Here is a 19956-nt window from a genome sequence, read left to right as displayed (position 1 = left end):
GCATTCATGGACCATTCAAAAATGAAGACAGAAGATTATTTGAATTATTTAAAAAATGAGATTCATTCTACTGTGTTCGCCACAGTAGACGAAAACGGAAATCCGGTCACCAGAGTAATCGATATTATGTTGGTGAAAGAAACGAAGCTGTATTTTTTGACTGCAATATCCAAGCCGTTTTATAAACAGCTCAAAATGAACCCGGTCGTTTCCATCACAGGTATAGAAGGAGAAACATCAATGGAATCGTTTTCTATTACCTTACAAGGGAGAGTAAATGAAATAGGCTCTACCTATTTAGATGAAATTTTCGAGAAAAATCCTTACATGGCAAAAATATACCCCTCTGTAGAAGACCGAAATGTTTTACGAGTCTTTGAAATTTATAAAGGCGTTATGTCAATCTTTGATTTAAGCAAAAAGCCTATCTATCAAAACGTTAAATCTTTCGGATAACTCAAAGCAAAAGGAGACAATCACATGGCAAATAAAGTATCAGAAGAGGAAATGAACGAAGAAGAGTGGTTAAGCTGGTATAAGAAGCAGGAATTACCACAATATCCAAAACCAGCATTTACTGTTGACAATTTGATATTCAATGTCACGTCGGATGCAGTATACATTTTACTTGTCAAAAGAAAAAATCATCCTTTCAAAGGAAGGTTCGCTTTGCCAGGTGGCTTCGTTAACGAAGGAGAAAATATCATTAAAGCCGCCATCAGAGAGTTAAAGGAAGAAACGGGCGTGGAAGTGCAGGAAGTTTCTTTATTAGGTGTATATGGAGATAAAAATCGTCCCCGTGGATGGACTATTTCTGCTGTCTATATAACTGTTCTACAGCAGATGAAGACTCTTTATGCAGGAGATGATGCTTCTGAGGCTTTTTGGTATAGGGTTGATAAGGATAAAGTACTCTATCAATATGTTACGTCAAAAGAACGATCCTTTACGGAGAACTGGGAATCTCTTTTTGCTTTTGATCATGCGCAAATCATCCATGATGGATTTAAGTGGTTGAACGACGAATTAAGGCAAAGAGGCCTTTAACAAGTAGAAGCGATGTGGCTTAATTTTTTTCGAGTGGGGATAATTATTTATAGGATACAATTGATTGATCGCCGGGCGACTTTTGCCATCGCTTTCCTGATATCCTCTAAAAACCATGGATAGTCAGTTTGGTTCCGATGTAATGAACTACTTCTGAGGATTTGTCAGACTTAAAAGATGATGGCTTCCAATCCTCACTTCTTTCTCTTAGTAATAGTCAGCTTTGTTATAATCCTGTTTTACACAAAAGTAGTTGATTTATTTAGGAATAAGGTGGGTTAGACATAACTGGAATTGATAAGGAGGATCTGAACGAATAATCTACTTTGACGAATCTCATCTAGAAGAATAGAATGAAAGTACCTTCGTGAGAAGGTGCTTTTTTTATAGTAAAAAATGACCAAAAGAACTTAAATTATTTATTTTTATATGATTTCAATCTAATGATAGTTGGCTAAGTGATAGAGCTTTGGTTTCATAAAGAAAATCACACGATTTTGATTGGCAAAAGATAGGAGATGTTTTGTGCATGAAGGCATTGTACTTTAAAGAATTTGGCGATTCAGATGTGTTAACTTATGGTGAATTGCCTGATCCAGTCATTCAAGAAAATGAGCTAATGATAGAAATGATGTATATTGGGTTAAATTATGCAGATATTTATCGAAGAAAGGGCAGCTATCATATTGAATCCCGAGACCCTCTTAATAATGGCTATGAAGGTGTAGGAAGGATTGTTCAAAAAGGAAGATCAGTCTCTAAGTTTCAGCTAGGGGAAACGATTCTTTTTGTGGATGTTCCTTTTGCTAATGCAGAATTGGTGGCTGTTCCTGAGGAAAATGCCATCCATATTCCATCAGGTATACCATCTAAATTAGCAGCCAGTATTGGTCTGCAAGGGTTGACAGCTGATTTTTTAGCTCATGATCTTGGCAATAATGTGAATAATAGTAAGGTCTTCGTCCATGGGATAAGTGGTGGTGTTGGACAAATTTTATCGCAACTATTAACCGCAGATGGTCTAGAAGTTTATGGCGTCACTTCCACGGAAGAAAAGCGACAACTGGCTTTAGACCAAGGAGCAAAACAAGTCTTTTTAAGAAATACAGAATGGCAAGAAACCTATACTTCTTTCTTTGATACCGTTTATGATGGCATTGGGCATACATTAGCCGAAAGCGTCGACTTGCTCAAAAATAGAGGGAAGGTTATCTTTTTTGGCATGGCCGGCGGAAATCCGCCAGCGATCGACTTTATTCCCTTGTTATCAAAATCAAAAAGTATTTTGACAGGGGATCTGTGGGATTACTTGACAAGTTTTCAAGAGCGGGAGAGAAGAAGCACCCGACTGTTTACTTACTTTAGCAAGGATCAAATGAAAATCAGTCAACCAACCATTTTTTCCTTAGTTGACGGAAAAGCTGCCCATGATTATTTAGAATCTGGAAAAAGTGTCGGGAAAATTTTGCTGCAACCATAAGAAAGTAAAAAAAGCTAAATGACTTTATCATAAAAGATACACCGAATGTTTGCTAATTCACTAAATTATCTTTTTATATAATCGATACTTTTCTTATGATAAATCATTAAGGATAAAAATAAGTATAAAATGAGTAGAATATTGCAAAAATCTAATGTTTTCTATTTCTTAAGTGAGAATCAGATAAAACTTTGTGATAAACAGTACATTTAATTTGAAAATATTTAATTACAGCAGTAAGATAAATATATCAAATACTTAAGGAGTGATATCTATGACAAACTATGAAGAAAAGGAAGCAAAAGCATTGGTAAAGATTGCAGAGGTTCTTGATAAGTTAGATGAGAATTTAGTTGAATTAGACACACTAGATGCTGACGCAAAAAAACATAGTATGAAGAAATGGATCGTTGAGAAAAAAGCGATTCACGAAATCAAAAAGATCGCACACGAAGCCGGTAAGTATGAAAAGTACGATGAAAAAGCACTACAAAAAGAAATTAATGAAGTTGAGAAGTATATGTAATTGAAGAAAAATAAGAAATTGTCTTCATTATTCAGCAATTGAAATCTGAATTGATAAAAGCCAGATTCTAATTGAAGATTTAGAATGGACGATGATCTCACTAAGCCCATGCTCTTATGAGTGTGGGCTTGTTTGCTGTACATATGATTAAACACGACAAGCTGAATAGGCATAAAAGATCATGTTCTACAACGACAAGATAAAACCTTAGTTAAAGGGAGACGGGGAAAAATCAAAAAAAACAAAGAAAGTCTGTTTTTTCGTTTTTTTCATCGACTTTCTCCATTTTTTTAGACAAGCTTTTCGCTTATTCTAAATTTATGAGCGGTATCAAAGTAAAAAGTTAACAAAACGTTTAGACCATTTGAAAATACCTTTGCAGAAAATAGTGACGAGAGATTTATGGCTGATATGCAATTCGATTGCCTTTTACAACATAGTAGAAAGTTCTTTATTGAAGATAAAATAATAAACTATATGGATGAAACGGGTGATTACATGGAAACAACATTTTTCATTTCTAAAAATACTTCTGTTACGTCAAAACAGTTGGAAAATGAAGTGATTGGACATGCTTGCGAGATCTTGCAACGTGACATTTTAACCGTTGTGACAGACACGAGGAAGGCAAATAAAATTATATTGGTTTTACTTGATGAAAAAAATGAAACGGATGCTTTTCATATACTTTTCGTATCGCCAGATAAAGTAAAAGTGTGTGCTGAAACACCGTTAGGATTAATGTATGGGGTTCTTGAAATCTCTCATAAAATTTTAGGTGTTCAACCCTTTTGGTATTTCATGGAGATTCCCCCAATAAAAAAGCCATTTATTGAATGGACAGGTTTTGACTTAACATTGCCTGATTTTGCAACGGACTATCGGGGCTGGTTCGTTAATGATGAGTTGCTGCTGGATCAATGGGAAGATAATGGTTCAAATGAATATGTATGGGAACGTATTTATGAAACATTGTTACGTTTAGGCGGAAATGTCATCATCCCTGGAACAGATAAGAACAGTCATAGACATCGAGAAAGTGCGCAAGCGATGGGGTTGATCTATACACATCATCATGCCGAGCCACTAGGCGCTGAGATGTTTGCTAGAAGGTATCCCAGTTTGAAGGCTTCATACGAGGAACATTTTGTGTTGTTTCAGGAATTATGGAAAAAAGCCTTACACGAGCAAAAAGGTACCAAGGTTATTTACACACTCGGTTTTCGTGGACAAGGGGATTGTCCTTTTTGGTCAGAAGATCTTGATCGACAGTGGTCTGCAGCGGAAAAAGCAGCAGTGATCAATGAAATCGTCCATCTACAATATCATATGGTTAAAGAAGTCGATCCTCATGCAGTATGCTCGATGAACATTTATGGGGAGATGACGGAATTATTTAATCTTGGCTTACTTGAGCTTCCAGATGATGTGATTGAGATTTGGGCGGATAATGGTTATGGCAAAATGGTTTCTCGTAGACAAGGGAATCACGATCCACGAGATGAGGTGTTAACAAACACACCAAAACCAAATCAATCAAGAGGAATCTATTATCACGTTGCCTTTCATGATTTACAAGCATCTAATTTCTTGACGATCTTGCCTAATAGCCCAGAATTTGTTTCTAGAGAGTTAATGGCGGTTAGAGAAGTCAAGATGGATAAGTTTGTCTTAGTTAATACAGGTAACATAAAACCGCATATTTTGTTCTTACAAGAAATAGCGAATTTCTGGCGAGCAGATTATCAGTTACGAACCAATCAAGAGATAATTTTAGAGCATGTAACACAATACTATCAAAATCAGCAAGAAGAGATCCAAGCTGTCTATGAAGCTTGCTTTGAAGCGGTTATCCGCTATGGAACATATGAGGATCAAACCGCTGGGGATGAGTTTGCCTGTTATTTGATTCGAAAAATTATTCAATCCTGGCTCAAGCAAGAAACAAAAATTCCGAGGTTAGAATGGTTGACGGGTGATCGGAAAATCAAGGAGCAAGTCACAGAAATTTTCTCTATGGTAGGAGAAAAGATAGTAGCCTGGGAGAATCTATTGCTGAGATGCCAGCAGATTACATTATCCCTTCAGGATAAAAATCCGGAAAATGCTCGCTTTTTTAATGATATTTACCTCTCAGTAGCCGTTCAATGCAAAACATTAAAAGCACTGCTCCGTTTGTTAGACGCTTATCAGATGATTGATCGGGAAGAAATGGTTTTTGTATTTGTAAAAGTTTTCGATGCGTTAGAAGAAATCCATCAACTAATTCAAATACTGAAAGAAAATCCAAGTGATACATGGTATGATTTTTATGAAAACGATGGCTATACCAACCTAACATTGACAAAAGAGATGATTAAAAGTCTGTTGTCTTACATTCGCATCATTGGCGATGGTCCAGATCAAGACCAGTGGGAGAGAAAATATATTATGGACTCCATTGAATCAAGAGTTATGTTGCTTTCAAATACTAAAAAAGCGTTGACGGATGAAAAGTTAGCAAGAAAAATCAGAGTAAGTTTTAGAAAAGTTCGTAAATAATATTAATTTGAGATGAAACGCCATTCAAAAGTTAGACTTAATATCTTACTTTTGAATGGCGTTTAATCTAGTATGCAGTTTTTTATTAGAATTCATTAGGCGTGTTGGCCAATTCTAGCACCATATTATACCAAGCAACACCTGCATGTTGTGATTCTGACAGTCCTTCTAGTTGATAGCCATGCTTTTTGTAATATGGAACCAATGATTCTAAACAAGTTAAGGTGATTCCTTTTCTGTTTTGAAGACGACATTTTTCTTCAAGGGCTGACAGTAGTTTGTTACCAATTTGGCAGTTTCTATAATCAGGAGCGACAGCTAAGCTCAGAATACTTTGGTAGCCACCAAAAGGCTGATTAGGACAAGTACTTTCAAAGAGATCGTCAGAAAGATAACGTTTAAAAATAATGGGCCCTACAACGTAGCCGATCGGACAATCCTTTTCATTTACTGCAACAATAAAACTGTCACTTATTGTAAGTATACGATCCATCATCGCAGATTTGGATGCTGCTTCATCAGCTGTAAATCCTGCATTTTCAATCTGCATGATTTGATCGATATCATCTTCTTTTGGTGGTCTGAAGAAAATGTTCATTCAATCACTCCCATCTTTATTCAAAAATAGTTTATCACATAATGATATATAACGTTTATATTTGATAACGATAAAAATTTAGAGACTTAAAATTCCTAATACAGAATCGTTGTCACACTTTCAATCAAATGAAACAAAAATAAGAATTAGTAATTGTTAACTGAATGGGTTCTTATAAGAAAAAGTCAAATTAATGATAATAATCCGCAATTCTTCATTTTATTCTAACAAAATGACAATTTTCTTAGGTATTCATCACAAATCTATCACATTTCCAAGCTAAAGTTTGTTATTATCTGAAAATTTTCATCATTCAGATAAAAGCTTCTTCATTATGAGCAAATTTTTTATAGTTAGTTGATAGAAAACAGGACGAGCGTATGTGTTTTCGATCCAAGTTACACGCCAATGCGTCTAATTTCTATATTTGCTGGTATGAAGAAGAGCGCAAAAAAAAATCCTTAAGTTACAGGGGACGAAATGGAGGATAACATGAAAAAAAGGAAAACAAGCTGGGCTCTCGTATTGTTAACAAGTCTGATGGTATTAGGTGCTTGTGGTAGTGGAGGCCAAGACCCAACAGATAGTTCGGGAGGGAATGTGTCAGGGGGAGCTAGTTCTGATCCTAATGTATTAGTGGTCGCATCAGGTGCGGATCCAGTGACATTAGATATCCATCAAACGAACGACCAAGCAACTACCAGGGTAGCAAGACAGATTTACGAAACACTGATCAAACAGACCAACGATCTTGAGTTAGTGCCAGGGTTAGCAACAGAGTGGGAAGAAATTGAAGAGAACCTTTATGAGTTCAAGTTGCGAGAAGATGTTGTCTTTCATAATGGGGAAGCGATGACAGCTTCTGATGTTGCCTACACCCTTCGACGGGCGGTTGCCTCACCTTCGATCAGTCATATCATTGGTTCGATCGATCCTGATACGATCGAAGTGATCGATGATCATACGATCCTTATCGGGACAAATGGTGCCTTCGGGCCTTTCTTGACTCATTTAGCACATCCTGCGGTTGGAATTTTGAGTGAGAAAGCTGTGGAAGAAGCTGGTGAAGATTATGGTATCAGCAGCGTTGTAGGAACGGGTCCCTTTGAATTTGTTGAATGGGCAACCGGTAGTCACGTGACATTGGATCGATTTGACGATCACTGGGATGAGCCAGCGGGAATGGAAAGAATCGAGTTCCGGACAATTACAGATTCAAGTGTTCGTTTGATTGAACTAGAGTCAGGAACCGTCGATATTGTTTATGATATCGCTCCTTCTGATAATGAAAAGGTTGAAGAAAACGATGAGTTGACCTTATTAGCGACAGAAAATTTAGGAACGGAATACTTAGGTTTCAACGTTCGAAATGATACACCATTGCAAGAAGTAGGGGTACGTCGCGCGATTGCCCATGCTATCGATGTCGAATCAATTATCCGAACGGTTCATATGGGGATCGGGACTCAAATGAGTGGACCGATCAACGAATTGGTTTTTGGATTTAATGAAAACTTGGAAGCTACTCCTTATGACGTTGAATTAGCAAAAGAACTATTAGCAGAAGCTGGTTATCCAGATGGCGGGTTTTCCCTTTCGTTGTACGTCGGTGATAACAATCAAGAACGAATCCGTGTCTCGCAGGTTGTTTCCGCTGCTTTAGAAGAATTAGGTATCACTGTTGAGGTCAACCAAATGGAGTGGGGAGCATTTTTAGATGCTGCAGCAGCTGGTGAACCAGATATGTTCTTACTAGGTTGGACAACGATCACAACAGATGCTGACTATGGATTGTATCCACTGTTCCATTCAAGTAGCTTTGGCGAAGCTGGAAATCGTACGTTCTATCATAATCAACGGGTAGATGAATTACTTGATGCAGCTCGTAGCACTTCTGACCAAGAGGAACGCTTGGCCTATTATCATGAGGCGCAAGAGATTATCAATGATGAGATGCCATGGGTTTACTTACAAACCAGAGAAAATGTTTCAGGTATCCGCAACTGGGTGCAAGGGTTCGAACATCATCCAACTGGAAGTTACTTCTTAGATACGGTGTCAAAAAACTAAATTGGATTGAGAGTATAAAATAAAGAGCCGCAATGGCTCTTTATTTTGAGGAGATGAATAGATGTTCCAATATATTGTAAAACGAATTCTGTGGTTGTTTCCTATCCTGCTAGGCGTCTCTTTTATTGTATTTGCGATTATGTATCTATCACCTGGAGACCCTGTAACGATGGTGTTGGGGGAAGGAGCGACTCCTGAACAATATGAGGCCATGCGTGTGCAAATGGGGCTTGACCGTAGTTTTATCGAACAATTTTTTCATTATATAAAAAATGTTGTTGTCGAATTTGATCTTGGGAGATCGTATGTTTCTGGCCGGGTGGTCATGGATGAAATCCTAGTCCGTTTGCCCAACACAATCAAATTATCAGTATGGAGTGTGTTATTTGCCTCGCTGATTGGGATTCCACTGGGAGTGATCTCTGCTTCGAGACCTTATTCCAAGGTTGATAATTTCGTGATGTTTCTTTCACTAGTGGGGGTTTCTATGCCAACCTTTTGGCAGGCACTCCTTTTAATTATTCTTTTTACTTCTACCCTGGGCTGGTTGCCAGCATCTGGTTTTGATACTTGGCAGCAAATGATCATGCCAGTATTTGCATTGGCTTCCTCGTCAATTGGCACGATCGCCCGAATCACAAGGTCGAGTATGATGGACGTTTTAGACCAAGATTATATTCGTACGGCAAAAGCCAAAGGAGTAAATGGTTCAAAGGTGACGTTCCATCATGCTTTAAGAAATGCCTTGATTCCCGTAGTGACAGTCATTGGTTTGCAGTTTGGGGCTTTATTAGGTGGGGCTGTATTGACCGAGACTGTGTTTAGTATCAATGGGATCGGGACATTGATGGTGAATGCGATCCGTACAAGAGACACAATGATCGTCCAAGGCGGCGTTTTATTTATTGCATTTATTTTTACGATGGTTAATCTATGTGTCGATATTCTCTATGCATATATCGATCCGCGAATTAAAACCTCATATGATTAAGGGAGGAACTCATGTTTTCTAGAAAAAAGGCCATAGCGAAAACGCAAGCACTTGCAGGCGTACCAGAAGGATCGAAACAAGAGATTTGGCTTTCCTTAAAAGCAAATCGCCGAGCAATGTTTGGGTTACTATTTATCACGTTACTGACGATTACTGCGATTTTTGCAGACTTTATAGCTCCCTATGGTATGAGGGAGCAAAATCTAGACAATGCATTGCAATTTCCAAGTCGTTCTCATTGGTTTGGGACAGATGACTTGGGACGTGACGTATTGTCTCGTTTGATTTACGGCACGAGAATATCGCTGACTGTAGGCGTTTGTGCGGTGTTACTGGCACTCTTTTTTGGTGGCATCTTAGGTGTCTTATCCGGTTATTTCAGAGGGTGGATCGATACGCTGATTATGCGTTTTTGTGACATTTTACTATCCATCCCTTCCATTTTGTTGGCAATCGCCATCGTGGCTTCTTTGGGATCCAGTCTGCCGAACATGATCTTGGCGATCGGGTTGGCGAATATCCCCATTTTTGCTCGTATTATTCGGGCAAGTGTGATGGCGGTCAAAGAGAAGCAATTTATTGAAGCTGGAAAAGCGCTGGGCACAAATAATGGATTGCTGATTTTTAAACACATCTTGCCAAATATCCTTTCACCAGTCATCGTGCATTCATCAATGGGCGTTGCCACAGCAATTTTATCTGCTGTTGGCTTAGGATTTATTGGCTTAGGTATGGAGGCTTCCGTTGCGGAATGGGGAACGATGTTAAATTTTGGACGAGGCTATATCCGAACACATCCCTACCTGACGATTTATCCAGGGATCGCGATCATGTTGACCATTTTATCCTTCAATTTGATCGGTGACGGAATCCGAGATGCCATCGATCCGAAGATGAGAGAGAGGTAAGCAGTTATGGACACGATCATGCGCGTCAAGAATCTACAAAAGTATTTTCCTGTGAAGAAGAAAAACTTTTTTGGGGTGGGAAAAGACTATGTGAAAGCAAATAAAGATCTTACGATCGATATATATGAAGGAGAAACATTAGGCATCGTCGGTGAAAGTGGCTGTGGAAAATCGACCTTTGGACGCACGATTATTCAGCTCCAGCGACAAACCGGAGGCTCGACCCTTTACTATGGAGAGACGATCGAAGATTTCATGCCTCGTTACGTAAAAAAAGTCTATCAACAACTGCCACAAAAGATGAAACAGTTTACTGATTCTGTCAATGAGCTCCAGTCGATCGAATCAAAACTCGCTACTGATTCAGCTGCTGATGTAGAAGCAACAACGGAACGGTTGCGTCTAAAGAAAATCGCTTTTGAAAATGAATATGGCAATACCCTGCGATTAGTCGGAGGCTTGATTTTGCATGATGATCTACAAAAGGTCAGTAAGCTTCTTTCGTCTCGTTACGAAGCTGCAGCAAAAGTTGCCGCTAGCAAGCGAGCGTTAACATTTAATCAGCAAAAACAAGCGATGAATGGGGCAGTAGATCAAACAGGGCTCATGAACTTGGAAAAAACGATCGCTGAACAACAAAATGACTTAGCAGCTATTGATAAGCAAGTCGCACAACTAAAAAAAGAAGTTATGAACAAAAAAGATTTTTCATACTATGAAGAGCAGCTTGATTCTGGCATCGATCTAGCTGCTTTGACTCAAAAGGAATCAAGAGTTTTACGAAAAGACCTGCAAATTATCTTTCAGGACCCTTACTCCTCACTAGATCCACGGTTAACAGTGGGTGATATTATTGGAGAAGGTTTGTTGATACACAAATTTTTTGCTAGTAAAAAGGACCCAAACTATGAAACCTATATTCTTGATATCATGGAAAAATGCGGGTTAAAGAAAGAATTTATTCATCGCTATCCGCATCAATTTTCTGGTGGACAACGACAACGAATCGGGATTGCTCGTGCCTTAGCTTTAAAGCCCAAATTCATTGTTTGCGATGAAGCTGTTTCAGCGTTAGATGTTTCGATTCAGTCACAGATCATCAATTTGCTTCATGATTTGCGGGAAGAACTCAATTTGACTTACTTGTTCATCACCCATGATCTTGGAGTCGTAAAATTTATTTCTGATCGGATCGGTGTGATGTATTTTGGGCATCTTGTAGAATTAGCTTCAGCTGAGACGATTTTTTCTAACCCGATCCATCCGTACACACGGCAATTATTAAATGCCATTCCAACGCTAGACGAAGAGTATCGCCCATGGGCTCTTGATGAAACCCATCCTGATTTGGCATTCAACTATTCAAAAGAAACCGAGGCTGATCCAGATTGGGTAGAAGTCGAGCCAAATCATTTTGTGAAGTGTACGCGAAAATAGTTTTTTTAGAACATAGGAATTGAAACATGGTTGATGAGTCAATCAAACGAACCATAAGCCTGATACGATTGGTTTGATGGGAAAAAATCAAAAGGAGGTCCAGATGGATTTACTAGAAGTTGAGAATCTGCATACGTATTTTGATACGAAACGGGGCACTGTCAAAGCTGTCAAAGGCGTTACTTTTTCATTGAAAAGAGGGAAGACATTAGGAATTGTTGGAGAAAGTGGGAGTGGAAAAAGTCAAACAGCCATGTCGATCCTTCAACTTTTTCAGCGAAATCAGTATATAGCGGAAGGGCAGATCCGTTTTGAAGGAAAAAATATCCTCGAATTAAGCAAAAAAGAGCTTTTGAAAATTCGTGGAAATGATATTTCAATGATCTTTCAAGAGCCTATGACAAGTTTGAATCCGGTATTTACAATCAAAGCACAACTGACAGAAGCTTTGAAACTTCATCAGCACGTCGACAATAAGACGGCGACTTTACGGGCATATGAGCTGTTAGAAGCTGTCAAGATCACAGATCCTAAACGAGTAGCCAAGCAATATCCTCATCAGTTATCTGGAGGAATGAGTCAGCGAGTAATGATCGCAATGGCATTAGCCTGCAATCCGAAGCTATTGATTGCCGATGAACCGACTACCGCACTCGATGTGATCATCCAAGCAGAAATCCTTAAGTTAATGAATGAGTTAAAAGACAAGCTGGATACAAGTATTTTGTTTATTACCCATGATTTGGGTGTCATTAGTAAAATGGCCGATGATGTGATCGTGATGCATGGGGGAAAAATCGTCGAGAGTGCCCCAATCAATGAGATATTCAAAAATGCTTACCATCCGTACACAAGGCGCTTACTTGCTGCGTTTTTAAGAACCGACATTCGAAACAAGAAAACAGCGCCTGATGATTTTTACAGTAAGGAAAACAATGTCTTTGATTTCACCACATTTAAAACAGAAGAAACAGCGGACCCGAATTGGGTTCAGGTAGGAACAAATCATTTTGTCGCTGCCAGTTTGAGAAAAATCGATAACTAAATGAAAAAGTCGTAAAACAAAGCTTTGTTTACGGCTTTTTCAGTATGCTGGGAAGGAAATTTTTTTGTGAGGAAGTTGTGAGAAAGATGTAAAAAATAGGGGAAGGTTTGCTCAAGAGTCTTGCCTTAAAGTCCACTTCAAGAATTATACTGGAACTACCATTTTTGGTGGAAAAAGAAAGGAGTAATTCAATGAACAAATGGACAAAAGGACTTTTTCTGACAATGCTTTTTCTAACAGGATGTAGCAGTGATTCAATGAATGACGAGCCAGACATTGGTACAACAGAAACAAGTACTAGTGACACCATTACGCAACAAATGAGAGAAACAGGGATTGATGGGGATGCCGATATTTTGATCGCCTACTTCACAAGACCAGAAAATTTAGAGCATGAACCAGCAGTCGAAGCAGTTTCTGGAAGTAGTTTTAATGTGATCGATAACACTTTAATAGGAGATGTCCAAGTCATAGCAGAGATGATCGCTGAACAGACAGGAGGTGAGTTATTTTCGATTCAAACAGAAGTAGGTTACCCTAACGTTTACGATGAACATACAGCTTTTGCTACTAGAGAGGTGGAAGAAGATGCTCGACCAATGTTGATGGCTGACGTTGCACAGATGTCTGATTTTGATGTTATTTTTATCGGCTTTCCTGTTTGGTGGAACCGTGCACCGCGAGCTGTTTTAACATTTCTTGAAGCCTATGATCTTGCTGATAAACAAATCATTCCCTTTGCAACCCACGGTGGAAGTGGATTGACCAATAGTCGAAACGAACTTCGAACATTGTATCCAGATTACCAGTTTCTCGAAGGGTTTGCAGCTAGAGCGGGAAGTGTTGAAGATGCTGAACCAGAAGTATTAGAGTGGCTAAATCATTTGGGATTATAGAAAAAGCATCAATAAAGAATAAAAGAATATCTTTAATTATAGAGGGAGGGGGCGTGACATAAGTTAACTAGTTACGCTCTCTAAAATATAAGGAGCACTCGAAAATCATGTGATTTTTCGAGTGCTCCTTGTTTTTTTTATTCATTTTGGGTAGTTCAAGTACCTATTTTTGTCAATTTCATCATATTGATTGCCGTAATGAGTAAACCCGTCTGTTTTCTGACTTTTTCTAAGCCCCTAACCGTGTATCGAGTGAAACCCAAACAAGCCTTCATAAATCCGAAGACTGTTTCCACGTCGATCTTTCTCCGACCATATATTTTTTGAATTTCAGGCGTTGATAAGCGCTCTTTTTGTTTTTCTTTATGGTATTCCCAAGACGGATTTACAGTGATCTTTCTGCGATTCCCCTTTGGGGTTAAGGCTTCAGGAATGAGCGCTTGGTTCGCATCCGTTTTTTCTGCTTGGTATTCTTTAAAATCTCGGATAAAGCCATCCGCATCTGTTCGTTGACGGTAAGCATGAAAATTGAATCGTACCCCTTTGGGGTCGATGTAAAAGTCCTCCTTAGGCTCATAATCCCAATTCATTACTTTCCGATCATCTGTCTGCCATTTCTTGCTTTGTTCTTTAAACATCGTTCCATAAGGAATCAGTGCAGTATGTTGGGGAAGTTCATCTTCTATATAGCGGTAATTGCTTTCTGAACCATAGCCTGCATCGGCGACCAAATAATGAGGGGACTTTTGTGCAATCTTCATCTTTTCCAGTAATGGTTTCAGTGTCTTAGTGTCTGTTGGGTTTTGAAAGACATCGTAGCCGAGTACAAATTGATTACAAGTAGCGATTTGCAGGTTATACGCAGGCTTAAGTTGGCCATTTTTCATAGGGTCTTCTTTTACGCGCATGAATGTCGCATCATGATCAGTTTTTGAATAACTGTTTCTTGTCCCATAAGTAGAAAACTGCGTTTGATGTTCCAGAACTTTTTCTCGTTTTGTATTTAATTTGCGTACTTGGCTTTTCAACGTTCGCCGTTGTTGTTTCGCTGGATTTGGCGAAAGACGTTTCGTTGCCTCAACTTCTTTTTCTAGTTCTTCCAGACGTAGTTCCATCCGTGTTAACAGTTCATCTATCATGTCTACTGTCAAGGTCGTCCCTTCGGGAATCTGTTTCAGGGCATACGCTTCTCTTAGTTCCGTCATCATAGTAAGCAGTTTTTCGCGATTCATTTGATCGAATCGGATCGTGTTTTTCTTCCAGACAAAGCTGTACTTATTCGCATCTGCCAAGATTTTTGTACCGTCAATAAACAACGCATCATCAATCAGATTCCGTGCACGCAGATACTCTGTCAACTGATCTAAGCCTTTATTAGTCAACTCCTGCACATCGTTAGATACACAAAAACGGGCGATCGTTCGATAAGTCGGAACCCGTTCTTGCGTCAACCAGCGAGCATATAGGTTTTCTTCAGCTAAACGTTCAATCTTGCGACTTGTAAAGGTTTCTCGCGTATACGCAAAAAGAACCAACTTCATCATGGCACCTAAATCATATTCTCTTGGTCGACCAAAAAGATACGGGTCATTAATCTGAAGCGCTTCAACCAGTTCATGGATAAAAACGGCGACATGATTTTCTTTTGGAGAAAATGAAGTAGATAGATCCAAAGTGAGTTGATTCATGTTATAATTAGTATACATTTTGTTTAGTCCTTTCAGGATTAAATGATGGGGCATTGGCGGCAACCGATGCTCCTTTTTATTTTACCCAAAAAACCGCAAGAAATGAACGATTTCTCGTCAGTTCTTGCGGTTTTCTTCTATGGACTTATGTCACAGTCCCTTCTTCTTTGTTTTATTTTTCTATGAGACTGTTAGACGTCTATTTGAGATATATGATATGATTAATCTAATGATTTAGCGTAAAAGCAAAGAATCTTATTTTCAGCTATAATACTCGTCGATTCAATAAAAATTTTTAATCAATTGCTGTCTTAATTTAGGTAAATTAAATATTATTCCATTTAGCTAAAATTGCGTACATAAAGATTGTTTTAGGGGGACTAAAAGTGGCTGTATTAAAATATGAAAAAATCAAACAAGATATTCTTCGAGATATTGAAGCTGGTAAATTTAAACCGGGGGACCGTATCTATTCAGAGGGAGACTTGAAAGCAAAATATGGGGTAAGTAATACAACCGTCATCAAAGTGATGAATGATCTGGTTGCACAAGGTTATCTCATTCGGAGACAAGGCGAAGGAACATTTGTACGAAAAAACATTCTAAATAAACGTGTTTTCTTTAGTGAAAATACACGCCCCTTGACTAATGATAAAAAAGAACCAATATCTGAAAAGACTGTCGTGGAAGCGGTAGATCTCATTCAACAAATAACGAATTCAGATATAGCAAAGATTTTACATGCTCCTTCGTTTGAAGAGACAAAAGTACCGTTTTTAAAACTAAGTCAAGTTGCATTTATTAATAATAAGCCGTGGAAACTTCAATTTAGATATGCACATATCAGTGGACCGACAGATATTCCAATCGCTCAGCTGAAAAAGGGGCTGTCATTTACTAAAGTACTAGAAGATTTAAACCAAATACCAGAATCAGAGAAAATGACAATCTCTGTATCTGACTTTGAATCGATCATAGATAGTTTATCAGAGAAAGATCAGAAAATAATGAAAAGCTATTTTAAGAATAATCGACCAGCAGCTTTGTTTGTGAGGAATCGAATTGTTTATGATCGTTTTGAAAATGCTATTGAATATGACCAGGCATTTATTCATCCTGATTACTATAGTATTGATATTATTAATTAGTTAACATCTATATTTCAAAAGCATATAGCTGCGTTATATGCTTTTTTTATTCCATTAAAATAAATAATCTTGAAAACGCTTGCGTAGCAAACGAGAATATTATATACTGCAATCAGATAACACGTTAACGCTATAAGTTGTGAATGGAGGAAAAACATGCTTTTGAAAAGAATTGAACCTTTAAAGGAGAATTATCAAAAACTAGAAGTATCAGAATTAAGTACGAAAGAAATTGATCAAGCGATTAACGAGTGTTTACAAAAAATTGATCAAAATATGGCTATATTTGGAGAGAAATTTCCTGCACCTGCCACTAAAAACCAAAATTACCAAGTTATTGATAACACAGAATGGACGACGGCTTTTTGGACAGGCATTTTATGGATTGCATATGATATTACCAAGGAAAATAAGTATAAGGATTTAGCAGAAAAGCATATAGAAAGCTTTTCCAGAAGATTGTCTCAAAATATAGAAATCAATCATCATGATCTAGGTTTCCTTTATACTCTTTCGTGTGTCAGTTGTTACAAAATCACAGGCAATTCCCAAGCTAGAGAACTTTCCATTAGCGCAGCTGACAAACTCGTTGAGCGATTTCAAAATAAAGGGAAATTTATACAAGCTTGGGGAGATTTGGATGACTCTAATGAATATCGTTTAATTGTTGACTGTCTCTTAAATCTACCATTATTGCATTGGTCATATGAGGAGACAGGTGACGATATCTATAAAGCTGTGGCAGAGAAACATTATAAGACCACCATTAAATATGCGATTCGAGAAAATGCTTCAGCATTCCATACTTATTATTTCGATCCCACAACAGGTCAGCCCCTATATGGTAAAACGAAGCAAGGATTTTCTGACGACTCCAGTTGGGCACGCGGTCAAAGCTGGTTGATTTATGGAATAGCATTAAATCAGCATTATTGTAGAAAGGAGGAAAATATAAAGCTTTATGAAGCTGTAACGAATTACTTTTTAAATCGTTTGCCTAGTGATTTAATCTGTTTTTGGGATTTGATTTTTGAAGAGGGATCTGACCAACCTCGGGATACTTCTGCTAGTGCAATAACCCTTTGTGGTATGAATGAAATGGAAAAATATCTAGCGGACAACCATCCTATGAAAGAAATGTATCACAATATCCAACAAGTTATGCTAAGAAATTTAATAAACCGTTACACAGAAAAAAAGGGCACAGGGGCTGTAGCGCTCATCAATGAAGGGGTCTATTCCTGGCATTCCGGAAAGGGTGTGAATGAAGGGAATATCTGGGGAGATTACTTCTATATGGAAGCACTGGTAAGACATAAAAAAAACTGGCAATTATTTTGGTAAAAAGACTAAAGGAGGGAATCAAATGGCACAACCAAATATTAAAATGACACGAATTGATGAACGCTTGATACATGGTCAAGGTCAAATGTGGATCAAATCATTGGGTGTCAACTTATGTATCGTAGCTAACGATCAAGCCGCAAATGATCCATTTCAACAACAATTGATGAAAGCGGTGGCACAAAATGTGAGCATGCGCTTTTTCACGATTCAACAAACATGCGAAATCATTCATAAAGCCTCGCCTAAGCAAATGATTTTTATCGTTGTGGCTAATCCGCAGGATGCATTAGTACTTGTCAAAGGTGGTGTACCGATTAAGCAAATCAATGTGGGGAACATTCACAATGCAGTAGGAAAAACGAAAATATCCAACTATATTTTTATCGGTGAAGAAGATAAAAGAGCGTTAAAAGAATTAAAGAATACATTCCACATCAAGTTTGATACTCGTACCTCACCGATGGCTCCAGACGTTGATTCATTGAAACAACTCATGTCTCATCTTGAAAAAGAATAGGAGATAATAAAATGAATATATCAATTATGCAAGCTTTTTTACTGGCACTTATGGCAGGCGTTTGTTATTCGGGTCTATTGCTAGGCATTTTTACAAATCGTTGCATTGTCCTTTCCTTTTTTGTAGGGTTGATTCTTGGTGATGTTCAGACTGGATTAATGATGGGTGCCATTGGTGAACTTGCTTTTATGGGATTTGGCGTTGGCGCTGGGGGAACGGTTCCGCCTAATCCTTTAGGTCCAGGAGTGGTGGGGACCATAATGGCGATAACTTTAAAAGATAAAGGGGTCACACCTGAAAGTGCCTTGGCATTATCTTATCCATTTGCAGTATTATTTCAAATTTGCCAGACACTCATTTATACAGTATGTGCTGGTTCATCCGAAGCTGCAAGAGTTTCGGTAGAAAATGGCCGTTTCAAACGCTTTAAATGGTTTGCACATACAACTTTCATTAGTTTTTTCTTTGTGGGATTCTTTATTGCATTACTTTCTGCTTTAAGTATGGAGCCTCTTAGAAAATTTGTCGAAATGATTCCGAATGAATTGGTTCAAGCACTGACTGTTGCTGGAGGCTTACTACCCGCAATCGGTTTTGCGATGATTCTATCGGTCATGGTTTCCAAAGACGTTATTCCTTACGTGATCTTAGGCTACATTTGTATTGCGTATTTAGATTTACCTGTTATGGCGATTGCATTAGTAGGAGCAGTATTTGCAATGATCGATTACTATAATCAAGAAAAAAGACAAGAACTTTCAATGACTTTCGCTCAACAAGGAGGAATCAAAGAAGATGGAATCTAAAGAACAAAAACTAACGAAAAACGATTATTTTATAGCAACTATGCGCTCATATTTCCTCCAAAATGGCTTCAACTATAACACGTATCAAGGAACGGGTTATGCAAATATTATTTTTCCGGGATTAAAAAAGATCTACAAAGATGATCAGGAAGCATTGAAAAAAGCCACTATTGATAACTTGGAATTTTATAATGTCAATCCTCAAACAGTTCCCTTTGTTACTAGCTTACAATTAGCAATGCTTGATCACGGGGAAGATGTATCAAAAATTAGAAGTATAAAAATGGCATTAATGGGTCCTTTGGCAGGAATTGGGGATGCAATATCTCAATTTGGTGTAGCACCGTTATTTTCAACGATTTTTGCTAGCATGGCGATTGCGGGTATTACTGCTAGTCCAATCATGTTTTTGGTTTGTATGATTGGCTTTAATCTGTTTCTTAAGTGTCTTTTAGGCTGGCTAGGTTATCGAATGGGCACAAGTGCGATTGAAATGCTCAGCCAAAAAATCAACCAAATCTCTCGGGCAGCGAATATTGTAGGAGTCACAGTTATCTCTGGTTTAGCGGTGAGCTTCGTAAAAGCTGAAATGGCGATCGAGTACGCAACAACTATTGATGGCGAACAACAAGTAGTAGCGCTCCAAACTGTTTTTGATCAAATTTTGCCTCGGCTCTTGCCTGGATTAGTTACGATTATGGTTTATTATCTAATTAAAAAGAAGAATTGGAATGTTTACAAGCTGCTCATTTTATTGTTTGTTTTGGGTATTTTAGGGTCGCTGTCAGGTATCCTTGGATGACTTTTCATGTAGTTATTAGACCATAGTTCTATCAATTTAATAGTTATTCGGTTTTTATTCAACTCAATGACAGTTTCTTTATGTATATGATGACAAGAAGCCTCCGCCT

General features: G+C 38.1%; 18 protein-coding genes. 16 read left to right on the top strand and 2 right to left on the bottom strand.

Annotated features, from left to right (window positions below):
* Positions 1-6 precede the first annotated feature (6 nt).
* The 5 genes from IGI92_RS08560 (at position 7) to IGI92_RS08540 (ending at position 5594) form a co-directional block, all read left to right on the top strand.
* Positions 7-456 (top strand): pyridoxamine 5'-phosphate oxidase family protein, encoded by a 450-nt coding sequence (locus IGI92_RS08560; protein WP_016620089.1) that lies wholly within the window; start codon positions 7-9, stop codon positions 454-456.
* A gap of 24 nt (positions 457-480) precedes the next feature.
* Positions 481-1047, top strand: coding sequence for an NUDIX domain-containing protein (locus IGI92_RS08555; protein ID WP_016620090.1), 567 nt, complete (start codon positions 481-483; stop codon positions 1045-1047).
* A gap of 529 nt (positions 1048-1576) precedes the next feature.
* Complete coding sequence (locus tag IGI92_RS08550) at positions 1577-2527, top strand: zinc-binding dehydrogenase (protein ID WP_430606760.1); 951 nt, start codon at positions 1577-1579, stop codon at positions 2525-2527.
* A gap of 274 nt (positions 2528-2801) precedes the next feature.
* Entirely contained in the window at positions 2802-3053 is a 252-nt protein-coding gene (locus tag IGI92_RS08545; RefSeq protein WP_016620092.1) for a hypothetical protein, read from the top strand.
* A gap of 498 nt (positions 3054-3551) precedes the next feature.
* Complete coding sequence (locus IGI92_RS08540; protein ID WP_430608489.1) at positions 3552-5594, top strand: glycosyl hydrolase 115 family protein; 2043 nt, start codon at positions 3552-3554, stop codon at positions 5592-5594.
* An 85-nt stretch (positions 5595-5679) separates the two neighbouring features.
* Here the strand turns inward: IGI92_RS08540 and IGI92_RS08535 are convergent, their stop codons facing one another.
* A complete protein-coding gene (locus tag IGI92_RS08535; protein ID WP_016620095.1) occupies positions 5680-6192 on the bottom strand; it encodes a GNAT family N-acetyltransferase in 513 nt (170 codons plus the stop codon).
* Positions 6193-6684: 492 nt separating this feature from the next.
* Between IGI92_RS08535 and IGI92_RS08530 the strand changes: the two genes are divergently transcribed.
* The 6 genes from IGI92_RS08530 to IGI92_RS08505 all read left to right on the top strand — a co-directional run bounded on the left by IGI92_RS08530 (position 6685) and on the right by IGI92_RS08505 (position 13539).
* Positions 6685-8262, top strand: a complete 1578-nt coding sequence (locus IGI92_RS08530) for an ABC transporter substrate-binding protein (protein WP_042890729.1) — start codon at positions 6685-6687, stop codon at positions 8260-8262.
* A gap of 61 nt (positions 8263-8323) precedes the next feature.
* Positions 8324-9253: an ABC transporter permease gene (locus IGI92_RS08525; protein WP_016620097.1), complete on the top strand. Its 930-nt coding sequence runs from the start codon at positions 8324-8326 to the stop codon at positions 9251-9253.
* An 11-nt stretch (positions 9254-9264) separates the two neighbouring features.
* Positions 9265-10161, top strand: a complete 897-nt coding sequence (locus IGI92_RS08520; RefSeq protein WP_430606756.1) for an ABC transporter permease — start codon at positions 9265-9267, stop codon at positions 10159-10161.
* A gap of 6 nt (positions 10162-10167) precedes the next feature.
* The gene (locus IGI92_RS08515; RefSeq protein ID WP_430606754.1) at positions 10168-11598 is read left to right on the top strand and encodes an ATP-binding cassette domain-containing protein; all 1431 of its coding nucleotides are present in this window, start codon (positions 10168-10170) and stop codon (positions 11596-11598) included.
* A gap of 103 nt (positions 11599-11701) precedes the next feature.
* Positions 11702-12643: an ABC transporter ATP-binding protein gene (locus IGI92_RS08510; RefSeq protein ID WP_301389846.1), complete on the top strand. Its 942-nt coding sequence runs from the start codon at positions 11702-11704 to the stop codon at positions 12641-12643.
* Between the two features lie 191 nt (positions 12644-12834).
* A complete protein-coding gene (locus IGI92_RS08505; RefSeq protein ID WP_301389845.1) occupies positions 12835-13539 on the top strand; it encodes a flavodoxin in 705 nt (234 codons plus the stop codon).
* 155 nt (positions 13540-13694) lie between these two features.
* Here IGI92_RS08505 and IGI92_RS08500 read toward each other — a convergent pair whose 3' ends face one another.
* Positions 13695-15245 (bottom strand): IS1182 family transposase, encoded by a 1551-nt coding sequence (locus IGI92_RS08500; protein ID WP_087665201.1) that lies wholly within the window; start codon positions 15243-15245, stop codon positions 13695-13697.
* Positions 15246-15613: 368 nt separating this feature from the next.
* On the opposite strand from IGI92_RS08500, the gene IGI92_RS08495 reads away from it, so the two are divergent.
* From IGI92_RS08495 to IGI92_RS08475, 5 genes are all read left to right on the top strand, one after another.
* Positions 15614-16375 (top strand): GntR family transcriptional regulator, encoded by a 762-nt coding sequence (locus tag IGI92_RS08495; protein WP_016611818.1) that lies wholly within the window; start codon positions 15614-15616, stop codon positions 16373-16375.
* Between the two features lie 156 nt (positions 16376-16531).
* Positions 16532-17719, top strand: a complete 1188-nt coding sequence (locus IGI92_RS08490; RefSeq protein ID WP_086372991.1) for a glycoside hydrolase family 88 protein — start codon at positions 16532-16534, stop codon at positions 17717-17719.
* Positions 17720-17741: 22 nt separating this feature from the next.
* A complete protein-coding gene (locus IGI92_RS08485; RefSeq protein WP_086372990.1) occupies positions 17742-18239 on the top strand; it encodes a PTS system mannose/fructose/N-acetylgalactosamine-transporter subunit IIB in 498 nt (165 codons plus the stop codon).
* An 11-nt stretch (positions 18240-18250) separates the two neighbouring features.
* Positions 18251-19045, top strand: a complete 795-nt coding sequence (locus tag IGI92_RS08480) for a PTS mannose/fructose/sorbose/N-acetylgalactosamine transporter subunit IIC (protein WP_086372989.1) — start codon at positions 18251-18253, stop codon at positions 19043-19045.
* Positions 19035-19847 carry a PTS system mannose/fructose/sorbose family transporter subunit IID gene (locus IGI92_RS08475; protein ID WP_016611814.1) on the top strand — a complete coding sequence of 271 codons (813 nt, stop codon included), beginning with the start codon at positions 19035-19037 and terminating at the stop codon, positions 19845-19847. The genes IGI92_RS08480 and IGI92_RS08475 overlap by 11 nt, the downstream gene beginning before the upstream one ends.
* Positions 19848-19956 lie beyond the last annotated feature (109 nt).

Source organism: Enterococcus sp. DIV2379 (assembly GCF_050542965.1).
Classification (GTDB): Bacteria; Bacillota; Bacilli; order Lactobacillales; family Enterococcaceae; genus Enterococcus_D; species Enterococcus_D entomosocium.
The sequence above is the reverse complement of the archived record's forward strand: the minus strand, read 5'-3'. Positions and strand labels throughout refer to the sequence as shown.